Source organism: Chloroflexus sp. (assembly GCF_056331925.1).
The window spans coordinates 124,629-137,937 of the sequence record NZ_JBWGQH010000002.1; the positions used below are offsets into that span (position 1 = coordinate 124,629).

12 protein-coding genes are annotated in these 13,309 nt (G+C 56.2%); 7 read left to right on the forward strand and 5 right to left on the reverse strand.

Features of this window, described 5'->3' with window-relative positions; translation table 11 throughout:
* Window positions 1-16: 16 nt before the first annotated feature.
* The 4 genes from AC01ZF_RS01895 to AC01ZF_RS01910 all read left to right on the forward strand — a co-directional run bounded on the left by AC01ZF_RS01895 (window position 17) and on the right by AC01ZF_RS01910 (window position 4,128).
* Window positions 17-895 (forward strand): DNA adenine methylase, encoded by an 879-nt coding sequence (locus tag AC01ZF_RS01895; protein WP_424676008.1) that lies wholly within the window; start codon window positions 17-19, stop codon window positions 893-895.
* Between the two features lie 247 nt (window positions 896-1,142).
* Window positions 1,143-2,291 carry an ADP-forming succinate--CoA ligase subunit beta gene (gene sucC, locus AC01ZF_RS01900; protein ID WP_424676009.1) on the forward strand — a complete coding sequence of 383 codons (1,149 nt, stop codon included), beginning with the start codon at window positions 1,143-1,145 and terminating at the stop codon, window positions 2,289-2,291.
* A gap of 656 nt (window positions 2,292-2,947) precedes the next feature.
* A complete protein-coding gene (gene gmd / locus AC01ZF_RS01905; protein WP_424676010.1) occupies window positions 2,948-3,922 on the forward strand; it encodes a GDP-mannose 4,6-dehydratase in 975 nt (324 codons plus the stop codon).
* Entirely contained in the window at window positions 3,919-4,128 is a 210-nt protein-coding gene (locus tag AC01ZF_RS01910; protein ID WP_424676011.1) for a hypothetical protein, read from the forward strand. Before gmd ends, AC01ZF_RS01910 begins: the two co-directional genes overlap by 4 nt.
* Before the next feature lie 82 nt (window positions 4,129-4,210).
* On the opposite strand, the gene AC01ZF_RS01915 is transcribed toward AC01ZF_RS01910, so the two are convergent.
* Window positions 4,211-6,193 (reverse strand): NHL repeat-containing protein, encoded by a 1,983-nt coding sequence (locus AC01ZF_RS01915; protein WP_476575068.1) that lies wholly within the window; start codon window positions 6,191-6,193, stop codon window positions 4,211-4,213.
* Between the two features lie 285 nt (window positions 6,194-6,478).
* Between AC01ZF_RS01915 and AC01ZF_RS01920 the strand changes: the two genes are divergently transcribed.
* The 3 genes from AC01ZF_RS01920 to AC01ZF_RS01930 are packed head-to-tail and all read left to right on the forward strand — an operon-like array spanning window position 6,479 to window position 9,914.
* On the forward strand, window positions 6,479-7,603 hold the full coding sequence (locus AC01ZF_RS01920; protein ID WP_424676013.1) for a glycosyltransferase family 4 protein: 1,125 nt from the start codon (window positions 6,479-6,481) through the stop codon (window positions 7,601-7,603).
* Window positions 7,600-8,712, forward strand: coding sequence for a glycosyltransferase family 4 protein (locus AC01ZF_RS01925; protein WP_424676014.1), 1,113 nt, complete (start codon window positions 7,600-7,602; stop codon window positions 8,710-8,712). Before AC01ZF_RS01920 ends, AC01ZF_RS01925 begins: the two co-directional genes overlap by 4 nt.
* Window positions 8,709-9,914: a glycosyltransferase family 2 protein gene (locus AC01ZF_RS01930; RefSeq protein ID WP_424676015.1), complete on the forward strand. Its 1,206-nt coding sequence runs from the start codon at window positions 8,709-8,711 to the stop codon at window positions 9,912-9,914. The genes AC01ZF_RS01925 and AC01ZF_RS01930 overlap by 4 nt, the downstream gene beginning before the upstream one ends.
* Before the next feature lie 7 nt (window positions 9,915-9,921).
* Here the strand turns inward: AC01ZF_RS01930 and AC01ZF_RS01935 are convergent, their stop codons facing one another.
* From AC01ZF_RS01935 to AC01ZF_RS01950, 4 genes are all read right to left on the reverse strand, one after another.
* Window positions 9,922-10,731 (reverse strand): hypothetical protein, encoded by an 810-nt coding sequence (locus AC01ZF_RS01935; RefSeq protein WP_476575069.1) that lies wholly within the window; start codon window positions 10,729-10,731, stop codon window positions 9,922-9,924.
* A 62-nt stretch (window positions 10,732-10,793) separates the two neighbouring features.
* A complete protein-coding gene (locus AC01ZF_RS01940) occupies window positions 10,794-12,326 on the reverse strand; it encodes an O-antigen ligase family protein (RefSeq protein WP_424676017.1) in 1,533 nt (510 codons plus the stop codon).
* Between the two features lie 28 nt (window positions 12,327-12,354).
* Window positions 12,355-12,498: a hypothetical protein gene (locus AC01ZF_RS01945; protein WP_015940822.1), complete on the reverse strand. Its 144-nt coding sequence runs from the start codon at window positions 12,496-12,498 to the stop codon at window positions 12,355-12,357.
* Between the two features lie 3 nt (window positions 12,499-12,501).
* Window positions 12,502-13,284, reverse strand: coding sequence for a CpsD/CapB family tyrosine-protein kinase (locus AC01ZF_RS01950; RefSeq protein WP_476575070.1), 783 nt, complete (start codon window positions 13,282-13,284; stop codon window positions 12,502-12,504).
* Between the last annotated feature and the right edge of the window lie 25 nt (window positions 13,285-13,309).

Sequence of the window (13,309 nt, forward strand, 5' to 3'; positions counted from 1 at the left end):
GGTCAGGGAGTTTCGTGTGCCTGCGCGACCCTTTCTCAAGTGGGCTGGTGGCAAGAGCCAGCTTTTGCCAGAGCTTGCCCGGCGGATTCCAAACCATTTTGGCCGCTACCATGAACCATTCGTGGGTGGTGGTGCGTTCTTCTTCTACCTGTGGAACCATGGTCACTTGCGGCAAGGGGCGATCCTCAGCGATCTGAACGCAGAGCTGATCGATTGCTATATCGCCGTGCGTGATGAGGTGGAGACGCTGATCGAACTATTGCAGTGCTTACGCCCGTATGCTACCGACCGCGATTTCTTCTATGAGATCCGTGCTTGGGATCGCCAACCCAATTTCGCGCGTCGTCCCCGGGTCGAACGCGCAGCTCGTACCATCTTCCTCAACCGTACCTGTTACAACGGCCTGTACCGGCTCAACAACAAAGGCCAGTTCAACGCTCCCTTCGGCTACTACAAGAACCCGCAAATCGTCGATAGCGATAATCTACGTGAAGTGAGTCGTGCGCTGCGCACCGTCGAATTGCGTGTCGCTGATTTCGCGACGGTGCTCGATCATGCGCAGCCGGGAGATTTTATCTACTTCGATCCACCTTACGTCCCGGTTAGCCCGACGGCCTCCTTTACCGGCTATACCCGCCGTGGCTTTGATGAAGCCGAACAGCGTCGCTTGGCGAGGGTTTTTCATCAACTGGCCGCACGTAATTGTTACGTGATGCTGTCGAATTCGTCGACGGACTTGGCCCGCCAACTCTATGCCGATGCGGAAATGGTAGATGTCGTGTTGGCGAGTCGCAAAATCAATTGCGATGGGACGCGCCGTGGCTTCGTCGAAGAGTTGATCGCGTGTAGTTTTTCTCCGGCGGTGGCGGTTCATTATGCGCTGGCAAGTGATTGAACGCATCAACCCAGCTCCGTACACCGATATGCATGCTTGAGATGTCAAACGTTTTGCTGCACTAGTTGACCCTTCAAAGACGCATGTAGTCAAGGAAATATCTATCCTCTGCACAGGTTTTGTACGGGCAAAACGTTTGACATTTCACCTCCTCTCATGCTACTATTCCAGAAGTTATCACGCAAAGATCAGATTGGAACGATTGTTCCAACTCGATATACCTCCTGTTTGGTAGCGGAGAGCTGGCATGAAATTGCATGAATATCAAGCCCGCGATCTGTTGGCGCGCTACGGTATTCCGGTGACGGGTGGTGGCGTTGCCGTAACTCCGGCGGAAGCCCGTGCTCTTGCCGAGCAGATCGGTGGGCCGGTGGTGGTTAAAGCACAGGTACACGTAGGCGGTCGTGGCAAAGCTGGTGGTGTTAAATTAGCCCAAACGCCGGCAGAAGCCGAACAGGTGGCCGGTCAGATTTTGGGGATGAATATCAAGGGGCTAACGGTCGAGAAGGTGTTGGTTGCCGAGGCGATTAGCTACGAGCGTGAGTTGTACCTTTCAGCCATCCTTGACCGTGGAAGCAAGCGAATTACGATGATTGCTTCTGCCGAGGGTGGGGTTGAGATCGAAGAGGTCGCCAAGACGAACCCCGCTGCAATTGTTAAGATTGCTGCCCACCCGACAATGGGTTTACTCGATTTTCAGGCTCGCGAGTTGGCGTTTCGCATCGGTTTACGCGATGGTAAACAGGCACGTCAGTTTGCCCAGATCGCCGGCGCCCTGTACCGCGCCTTCGTTGAGTCGGATGCATCATTGGCCGAGATTAACCCTCTCGTTATTAAGAACGATGGCAACCTGCTTGCCCTCGACTCCAAGGTACTCCTCGATGAGAGTGGCTTGTTCCGCCATCCCGATCTCGCTGCCCTCCGCGATCCCTCTGCCGAACCTGAAGCCGAACGGCGTGCGCGTGAGGCCGATATTACCTTTATCAAGCTCGACGGTAACATCGGCTGCATGGTTAATGGCGCCGGGCTGGCGATGGCAACGATGGACGTAATTAAGTTGTCGGGTGGTGAGCCGGCCAATTTTCTTGACATCGGGGGTGGCGCCGGCAAAGAGAAGGTGAAGGCAGCCTTGCAGATTATTCTCTCCGACCCGAACGTCAAGGCTGTATTGTTCAATATCTTCGGCGGTATTACCCGAGTCGATGAAGTGGCCCGTGGTATCCTTGCTGCCCTCGCAGAAGTACCGACGGATGTGCCGATGGTGGCGCGGCTTGTCGGTACCAATGAAGAGGCCGGTCGCGCCCTGCTGGCCGGTTCAAAGCTGATCCCGGCGGCAACGCTGGCCGAAGGCGCTCAGAAGGCGGTAGCAGCCGCCCGTGGCGAATTGGTGAGCTAATAACCATCCCGCCACGCAGCGGCGCGCAATGCTTACGCCGGTAGCCCGGCTGTTTTCTGTGCGAGCTGTTCAAGCCGCCGACACCACTCTTCCCGCAGAACGGTGGCCCGCTCGGCGGCGAAAGCTAATGTAGCAATCCATTCTCGATCACGGTGGAGGCGCGCGAGTTGTCACTCGACTTCGGCGGAGCGGCAAGCCCCAAACGGGAGTCGCTCGACGCAACCGCAAGATGATCTGTTCCGCCGACGAGCTGCAACGGTTCACATGGAAATAAACCGGCAAGGAGATCGATCGTGTGCGCGCCGGTTATTATCATCCCAACTCGATGTATGAGATCGCTATTCGTGAGCTGGCAAGACGCTCGGCTGACACGTGCTGCGTCCGGCTATGGTCATTTTAAGGTCGCAGCGTTGTGCCGTCCTACGATAGAGGGATGCACACGAAGCGAACGGATGGGCACAACATCCGTGTACCGTCCTAAGACGGTGCGGCGTCAGCGGTCAATCCGTTGACCAAGCGGTTCTTTCATGGGTATAATAGTAACTCACTTAGCAGACGCAAACGCCGATTCGTTGTATAGTAGCACCGTTTATGGACGTTGCGGCAAGGTGGTCTTGCTGACGTTTTGCGTTGCATACGTGAGAGGAAGATAATCTATGGCTTCTAGACGTGCCCTGATCACCGGCATTACCGGGCAAGATGGTAGCTATCTCGCCGAATTTTTGCTCGCCAAAGGGTATGAGGTGATCGGCATGGTGCGACGCTCGAGCACCGTTAATTTCGAGCGGATCAAACATATTCAAGATAAATTGACCCTTGTGACCGGCGATCTGCTCGATGAGGTGTCGCTGATCCACGTCTTGCGCGAGCATCGCCCACACGAGGTCTACAATCTTGCTGCGCAATCCTTCGTGCAGACCTCGTGGCCCCAGCCGGTGTTTACCGGTGAAACGACAGCCTTGGGGGTGACCCGCCTGCTTGATGCAGTGCGGATTGTTGATCCCGAAATCCGGTTTTATCAGGCGTCGAGCAGTGAAATGTTCGGCAAAGTGGTGGAGGTGCCGCAGAAGGAGACAACACCGTTTTACCCGCGCAGCCCCTATGGGGTGGCAAAGGTGTATGGTCACTGGATTACCGTCAACTATCGTGAAAGTTATGGGATGCACGCAACCTCCGGCATCCTGTTTAACCACGAGAGCCCGCGACGTGGGCTTGAGTTTGTCACGCGCAAGATATCGCACGGTGTGGCGCGGATTAAACTTGGGCTTGATAAAGAACTGCGCTTGGGAAATCTGGAGGCCCGGCGTGATTGGGGTTTTGCCGGTGATTACGTTGAAGCGATGTGGCTGATGCTCCAACAAGATCAGCCCGAAGACTATGTGATCGCGACCGGCGAGACCCATTCGGTTCGTGAGTTTTGCGAGTTGGCGTTTGGGTGTGTCGGTCTTGACTATCGCGATTATGTCGTCATCGACCAGCGCTTTATGCGCCCAGCCGAGGTCGATCTGTTGATCGGTGACGCGAGTAAGGCGCGCCAAAAACTCGGTTGGAAACCGCGCACGTCGTTTCCTGAACTCGTGCAAATGATGGTCGAGGCTGACCTTCAATTAGTTAAGGAGCAGATACGATGAATCAAACCGAGACTCGGCTGATCGAGGAAGGATGGGCTGCGTTGGTTGAGCGTCTGGGCTTGGTTAATGCGAGTCGCTTTGTGATGCTGTTGGATCGGCGAACAGGCGACGCGCGCCAACATCTCCAGTCATTGTGGGGAACACGACCGTCGCTTGTACGTCGTTCTCAATCTCAATCATCGGTCGTCAACCAATCTGATTCCTAGCGCCTCGCATCCGGTCTCTGCCTCTTACCGCCCTGCCTTGTATCGGGCAGGGCGGCTTGTTTTGCCGAACAGAGCGTTTTGGTTAGGGTATGCCGATTAAGGCCACCGCATCGATCTCGCTCCAACTGCCATCCCGCTGATCAAGCGTGATTTGCGCCTTAACAATGCGTGTGAGTGTTTGCTCGAAGGTGATCGTGGTGGCAAATGGACACTCTGGCGCAGGGGTTGGATCGGCGCGGTAGACCGTTCGTGCAGTGCCCTGCTCATCGATAAGCTCGACATGCGCGATGTATCCGGGTTGATGGTTTTGATAGATAGTCAGAGCACTGGCAAACGTTGGCTCGGCAAAGGTGACGGTGAGGGTTTCACGGCTGCCGGGGGTGGCCGGCGCCCAAGCGTCGGGACTGTCTTGGCAGCCAGGTACGTCGGGTGGGCCGATGACGCCGTCAGGATCGTAGTCGGGGGCGTAGAAGCTGCTGGTGGCAGCCGCGACCACCCACTGCTGCGTCGTTTCGACCACTGCGAGGGCGGTAGGCGTGAGTGCCATTGCCGTGGCTAGGGCCGTAGCGTCGGTTTGAAGCCGAAATGCCGAGATTGCGCTGTACTCACCACTGTTGTCGCTCACCCACACCACACCACCGGGTGCGGCCACAATTCCGTTGGGTAGACTGATCTCGCCGGGGTTTGGTAGGCTGCCGGGAGTGGCCGGACCACCCCCGCGTGCGACAATCGTTCCGTCGGGCGCCAGCCGTAAGATGACGCCGGTATAGGTGGCAAGATAGAGATAACCGGCCCGATCAAGATCGAGTACCGGTCCGGCGAATTGCGTAGGATCGGCCGGATCACCCAAGCGGGCGATAACTGTACCGTCGGGGGCAAGCTTAACGATCACGCCGGCAAAATTCTCGGCCAGGTAGATGACACCACCGGGGGCGACGACTAAATCGGCCGGAGCTACATCGGGTGGTAGTTCGATCCGTTCAAGGAAGCGCCCTTCACCACTGAAACGCACGATACTACTTGCGGCTAGCCCATCCGCACCGGGACGAGTATCGAGCGCGTAGACGCTGCCGTCACTCCCCACTGCGATCCGTTGGGGTGCTGAAAGCCCAAATTGGTCAGGTGCGTCGCCATGGCCGCCCCATCGGCTGAGGAAGGTGCCATCGCTGCTAAAACGAACGATGGCGTTACGACCATAATCGGCGACGTAGATGTCGCCGCTAGGGCTGAGGGCTACGTCGTAGGCGTCGAGTAGCTCATCGGCGCCGAACATCTGGCGTAATGTCCCGTCGGGGGTAAAGACCCAGACCCCACGTCCGCTTTCGGCCAAGAAGATCGTCCCATCGGGTGCGGCAGCTAAGCCGCGGGCAGCAATGAAGCGGCTGTTGGCCGGGCCACTCCGCCCACCAAGTCGCATCACAAAGCCCGGTGGTCCAGAGCGCACAATTTGTGGTTGGGCGGCGAGATTGGTTGGGGTAGGTGTAGGGGATGGTACGGGGAGCAGCTCGATGGTTGCCAGTATGCCGTCGATCAGCGCTTGTGATCGTGCCCACTCGTCGTTTGCCGCCTGCACCAGAATGCGTACTGCGCGGGTCTCGTCAACGAGGACGAGTAATCGACCAGTACCGGTCGGTCCGGTAATATCGGCAACTAACCCGTGTGCGTTGCCAAGGCTTACCGGTTTGGTAGGCGCTATGGTGTAACCGGCCGATTGGATCGCACCACTCGCCAGCTCGAAAATGGTTTCCGGGTTCGCAGCCGATGAACCGTATTGCGTGGTTAGGGTAGCGAGTGATGTGGTATCGAGGAGGATCGTCGGCTCATTGATGACAGCGGCTTCAAGGGCTGTCCTGTTTGGAGCAAGTCGCAACATTCCACCCTCGATGCGACTCTGCCAGCCGGGAGGTAAGCGTAGCCGCACATTCAATTCGCTAAACGTGGTCGCTTCGTTCAATATCACTGCCGTTGGACTAGGCGTTACCGGCTCCGGTGTTGGGAGCGGTGACGTTCCACAAGCGTTGATCAGTGTCGTAAGGAGTAAGGCGATCAGCAAACGTAGACGCATGCCGGTTCCTTCTCTGTCAAGCCGAGCTTCGCACAGAATATTTTAGCAGCACCAGGTTATGACGGTTTGGTGCCAGTTGTCTGATGTGATCGATCTGACAGTACTGTTCATAATCGTATCATCATACTCTATTTCTTACCCACTGTGCTGTGAATTGGTACATAACAACATTGCAAGCCAAGCTATTTTTGCGTTAACAGAAAGGTTATACCGTTTTGTTATACTCAACGTAACGAACCGACAAGTTTGGGGAGCGGTGAGGATCGCGTAGCTGAGGCAATCGCTATGAATGGGACAGCATTGTACAACATCGGTTTTGTGCTTGAACAAGCGCTCGGTCATGTGACGCACGCCAAAAACTTACAGACAAACGTCATTCGTGATCCTGATGTGCGTGCCTATTGGGCGCTTATTCCGTTCGAGACGCATGGGCTTGCTGCACGTATCCCGCTCTACAAGAGTAATTGGACGGTACGGGCTGGATTGCGCGCACGGCGATCACTGAGCCGACTGACCAAGCATGCGACGATTGATGCCCTTTTCTTTCACACCCAGGTCCCTGCCGTCTTGGCTGCCGATTGGATGCGCCGCTACCCAAGTGTTGTTTCGCTCGACGCCACGCCGTTGCAGTACGATCAACTCGGCTCCTTCTACCAACACGACCCCGGCCCGCCGTGGCTGGAACGGATCAAGTGGCAGCTTAACCGGCGCTGTTTTTGCTTGGCTCGTCATCTGGTTACGTGGAGTCAGTGGGCGAAAGAGGGCTTGATCGAGGGGTATGGGGTGCCGGCAGATAAGATAACCGTCATTCCCCCCGGTGTGAATGTGCATGAGTGGCAACGGCCCACACCGCGTACTCCGCATGAGGGGCCGGTGAAGCTTCTCTTTGTCGGTGCCAATCTCGAACGCAAGGGTGGTTTGTTGCTGTTGGACGCGTTTCGCAGGCTGCGTCCGTTAGGGGTCGAGCTTCATCTTGTGACGAAAGATCAGGCGCCGGACGAGCCGGGGGTCTTTGTGTACCATGGTATGCAACCCAACAGTGCGCCACTTAAAGCACTCTACCATCAAGCTGATATCTTTGTTCTCCCAACTTTCGGTGATTGTTTACCAATGGTGCTGTCAGAAGCGGCGGCAGCCGGCTTACCGGCGATCAGCACGCGCGTTGCTGCCATCCCGGAGATCGTGCGTGATAATGAGACCGGCCTGCTTGTCCCACCCGGTGATGTGTCTGCACTCACCGAGGCGTTACGCCGATTAGTGTTGCGGCCCGATGAGCGGTTACGGTTCGGCGAACAAGCGCGCTCCCATGTAGCACGGATGTACGATGCGCGTCATAATGCCGGTCGGTTATTAGATGTGATCAAAGGCGAAATTGAGCTGTCTCGTAGCAAAGAGAGGATTCCGGCGTGAATCAAGTATTGCTCACCGTTTCAGGAGTTATCCCAGACAATATTGAACAACAGATTGCTGCCGGTCGTCGCCCACGCGCCGATTATCTTGAACTAGCCCATCATTTCGGCGCCGATCTCCTCGATTACCGAACGGCACGGGCAACGAGTGGTGTCGTCGGTCGGCTGTTCGAGCGGTTAGGTGGGCCAAATCTGCTGTTGGCGTGGGCGTGTTTTACCCGTCGCCATCGCTATCAAGCGATTTTCACCGACGGTGAGCAGGTGGGGTTGCCGCTCGCGGCATTGCTCAAGTTTTTCAGCCCCAATCGCCGTCCCCGTCACTTGATGATCGTGCATATTCTGTCGGTTCCCAAGAAAATGGTCTTTCTTGATCGATTTGGCGTACATAGTCATATCGACCGCTTCATCGTCTATTCGACGTGGCAGCAGCGTTTTATCACCGAGCGCTGGCAGGTGCCGCAGCAGCGGGTGCCGTTCACTCCGTTCATGGTTGATGATCAATTTTTTCATCCGCGTTATGCGCCGCCCCGTCCCACCAACCGTCCACAGATTTGTGCTGTTGGTCTCGAACGGCGCGACTACCCGACCCTGTTGCGCGCCGTGACCGGTCTCACCGCCGATGTGGTGGTGGCCGCCGCCAGCCCGTGGTCGAAGCAACGTGATAGTACGCAAGGCCAACCGATCCCGCCCAACGTGCAGGTGCAGAAGTTTAGCCAGTACGATCTACGTCAACTCTACAGTGATAGCCGGTTTTTGGTCATGCCGCTCGAACCGGTTGAGTTCCAAGCCGGCGTCACGGCTATTCTTGAGGCAATGGCAATGGAGCGGGCGGTCATCTGTACACGCACGCCCGGCCAAACCGATGTGGTGGTTGAGGGTGAAACCGGGTTGTACGTACCACCACGCGATCCAGAGGCATTGCGAGCTGCCATCGAACGACTCTTGGCCAATCCAGACACAGCAGCGCGGATGGGCCGAGCTGGGAGACGTCTGATAGAGACCACAATGAATCTTGATCATTACGCTGTGAGGTTGACCAACATCCTCTACGAGACGATAAGTGAGACCGGGGTTGATCTGCCACCGTTGCAGCCGAAGGAGCGATTATGATGGCGCTCGTCTGGTTGGTGCTGACAGTCGTGTACTGGGTTGCCGGCGTGGTGCTGGCGTTAATCGTGGGCTATCTGCTGTTACTGACGGGAGCTGCGTTGTTTGCCCGCCGCACAACACCGCTGCGCGCGCAACCGACTACGCGCTTCGTGATCATGATTCCGGCGCATAATGAAGAGCGCCTGTTGCCCGATCTGCTGACCAATCTCAACCAACTCAATTATCCACGTGATCTGTACAGCATTCACGTTGTTGCCGACAACTGCACCGATCGCACGGCTGCTGTGGCGACGGCCCACGGTGCGATTGCCTATGAGCGATTTGATCAGGTGCTGCGCGGGAAGGGGTATGCACTCGAATGGCTATTACATCAGATTTGGGCACGCAACGAACCGCACGACGCCGTTGTTATTCTTGACGCCGACTCGGTTGTCTCACCGAACTTTCTGCGCGTGATGGATGCTCGCCTTGCGCGGGGTGAGCGGGTGATACAGGCCTATTACGCGGTACGGCAGCCAGAAGGGGCGTGGAGTGCGGGGATACGGGCGGTGGCATTGATCGTCCTTCACTACCTGCGTCCGCTCGGGCGCATGGTTTTGGGAGGTTCGACCGGTTTGAAGGGCAATGGCATGGTCTTTGCCGCCGATATTTTGCGGCGCTACCGCTGGACGGCATCGCTCACCGAGGATATTGAATATCACATGACCCTGATTCTTGCCGGTGAGCGTGCAATGTTTGCGCCTGATGCAGTGGTATGGGCCGAGATGCCCGATAGTCTCCGGGCGGCCCAGAGCCAAAATGAGCGATGGGAAAGGGGCCGGCTGGAAATGGTGCGTCGGTATGTACCGCAATTGCTGCGCGAGGGGTTGCGCCGACACAGCTTTTTGCTGATCGATGCGGCGATTGAGCAACTGATCCCACCGTTTTCGGTGGTCACCGGTATGAGTGTCCTGGTGGCGTTGATCGCAATCGTACTGCGCGAACCGGCAGCGCTGGCACTGACCGGTTTTATCATTGGTGGGCAAGTGGTATATGTCCTCAGTGGATTGCTGCTAGTACGCGCGCCGTGGTCGATCTACCGGTCGTTGTTGTTTACCCCCTTCTTTTTAGGGTGGAAGCTCTGGCTCTACATTCGCTTGTTACTCGGCGTGAAGCCGCGCGATTGGATTCGAACGGCTCGTAATCGGGCGCAACGTCCGTAGTGATGCTCTATGGGTTCGAGGATGACTCTGCACGCACCAACCATTCTATCTGATCAACGTAATACTGCGGTACCAAATCGTTACTCGTCTTAAGATAAAAACCGGTAACGTAGGTATACTCTGGTTCATAGATCAAATCGTCAAGCCAGACGTAAATCTCGGCCCATTCTCCCGGTGCAATGGCACGATTAAGCCCTAGAAAATAGAGACGGGTTTCCGGGAAGAGGGGTTCGGTGCTGTTAGTAACACGACCGCTCAGCGTGACCGAATCGTCATTTGGCGTCCAGTATGAGAAACGATTACTTCCCACCACTGCAATCGTCATCGCATCGTTGGCGATTGGTAGATTACCGCCACTTAACCGGAGTCGCAACGCGGCCACGCGATCACGGCGGAGTTCAATCCCACTCTCAGGGGTAATGGTGAAGAACAAGATACCGGTGCTTTCGCTTGGTGTGACGGCGATGGCATAGCGGCCCAATGCGACGACCTGCGTCTCGGTAAGGGTCACGCTGGTCAGTAACGCACTATTGGCGATGCTCCAGCCAGTGCTCAGTGCATCACGATAGACCGGATCAACCTGCAACTGACTACGGTCGTCATCGCCGACGGTCGTTGCTGTGACCAGTGGGCGCGTTGGCAATAGAGTGCGGGTAGGTGGTGGTACAAACGGGCTTGCCGTCGGTCGTTCCTGAAACACCGGCGCAACCGTTGGGGTTGCAGTTACGATCGGCGGTAGATCGGCGCTTGAGCGGCGACTACAGCCGGTGAGGTTAATCACAACACAGAGGAAACACAACGCTAAACGTCGTAGCATACTCTCACCACATGGTACCTCGGTGCTGTCTAGAAGCTCACAGGCAGTATACCGCAACCATGCTACGTGCGTGGTTTGTTGGGTAGCGAGCTAAACACTCGCCATGGCCAGATCGGGACCGGTTTGCCGGCGGCAATTTGTGGTAAGGCATTAATCACACCCATCATCGTACCGACAAACACCATACTACCGTTTTCCCACGACATATCCACATAGGCGTAGACGAAGTGGGTAAAGATGTACAGCGTGGCAGTAAGGGCAAATGCCCGCATCTGACCGTGCGGCATCAGTCGTACCATCCGTGCGCCGTAGAGCATCGTGATCGCGAGTAACAGGATCAGCGCGTAAAATCCGATCATGCCGATCTTCATCCACACCCACATGATCGAGTTGTGTGTAATGTACTCCCACCATTCAAACACACTAATATCAGGCATTGGTACCACGATATAAAATTTGTTACCAAACCCGATACCGGTGAGAGGGGCTTGGCGGATGGTGAACATAATATTGATATTCTCCAAATCGCGATAGATGTTGGACGCGGCATCACGGGCACTCGGCTGGCCGATCACCGACCGGACAGCGCGGGCTAAAATGCCAAGCGGTCCCTGATTATTCCAGAAGACCACGAGATAAGCAGCCATTGCGATGGTACTGGTCGGGGCAATAATATAGAAGAGGCGACGATGTTCGATATAGAGCAAGAGAACGATCAAGCCAACCGCGATGCCGAGGGTGAGAAAACCGGCCCGACGAAAGTTGGCGACCAGGCTGAAGAGGACGAACGGCGCCATCAGCATCATCGAGAAACGACGTGCCGCACTATCGCGATAGAGCCAAGCAGCGATCAGCAAGACGAAGAAGAAGTTGAAATGGATCGACATTGCGTGCTCTGCGATCCGTTCAACACCTTCCAAATCCCACTTCAGCACATCGTGAACGTACCAAACCCCGGCTACACCTTTGGCAAACAGGGCAATCGTAGCAATCCAGAACAGGGTATTTAGTTGGGCGCGGTTCTCGATCAAGTTGCCGGCTAACAACAACATTAACGGGAGATAGAAGATGGAGCGCACTTCCCAAAGGGCAATAACCCGATTGCCGCCGTTAGCCAGCCCATACACAAGCCCAATCGCGTTGAAGACCAGAAAGATCGCCGCCGGCCAGAACAGTGGACCAAAATGAATCCGTAAGCGCCGCTCGGTCGCCGACCGTACCAGCCAGACCACTAACGTCCAAACAATCGTGATCTCTTGCGGGCTGAGCGAAAACGAGTCGGACACAAACATGATCGATTCGCGGCTCGATAAGTTTTTGGTAAACGGGTACCACGGATGCAATGAACGGTCGCCAAAAAGGGTAAGACCGAGAATAGCGTACACGCCAAACCGTGGTTGAACGGCAGTAGCGAACAGGACACCACCAAAGATCAAAAACGACAACACCGACTCGGGACTCATCCGTCGGCGCAGCAAGAATATCACCACGCCGACGAGCAGGCACACCGCAAGAAAGAGGAGCCACCAGCGCCGTTCGTTGCGCCGGGCGACCGTCATCACATCAGGATAACGCGGAACCAGGAGATCAAGCATAGGGTTATTCACCGACCATTAGTGCCGGTCAGATGACGTTCAAGAAGTAATAGGCTGCCACAACGAGCGCACTCAGCCCGATCATAATGACCACCAGATCGCGCAGCCGCCAGTGCGGTGTAAGCGCGCCGATAAGCAGGCATAGCACGAGAAAGCCGACGAAGAACTTCATAGTCTACTCCTGCGGAATCAGGCGGTGAATCCAGCGAGGAGTGGCAATTCGCGCCTGATTGAGGATCACGCCAAGCACCGGTACGTGCTCGATGTCGCTCAACGCTTGTCGGATTTCGGTGATCGGGGTAACCCCATGGCGAACTACCAGTGCATACGCATCGGCGAGTGCCGCCAACGCCAGTGTATCACTCGTCTGGAGAATCGCCGGCAGATCGAGCAAAATATGGTCAAACCGTTCACCGAGCCGATCGAGGAGAGTACGCAGTTCAGAACTACGGGCCAGCAATGGTCGCTGTTCGAGGGTAACGACACCGGCGGGTAAGAGCCATAGACCGGTATGGTTCGTCGCCAGGAGTGCCTCGTCAATGGTTGCCTGACCGCGCAGGATCTCGGCAATGCCGGGTAGGTTGGGTACCGGTGGTGGTGGTGGGGCCGGTTCGCGGCGACGCCTTTTGCCACTAACCGGTGGTGGTGGATTGAGGTTATGTAGCATGCCCGGTGCTAACCAGTTCAACTCAACGGCGCAAATGTGCTTACCGGTGTCGTGGGCCAGCGTCACTGCACTTGCTAACGTAATAAAACTGACCCCCTCACCGCGCAGTGCTGCCGTAAAGCCGATCCGCGTTGGTAAGCGTTGATCGACCAGCAAATCGGTTATCATGCGACGAAGTTGACCGATCTGTTCGCCACTAAACGAGCGACGCAGCGCGCCGTTGGCAGTCTCGATGGTGAGTGGGAGGTCGGTCGGCATAGTGGCCGTCGCTTTTTTCTGTTGCTTAAACATAGCATTCCTCTATGCAGACGAAGGA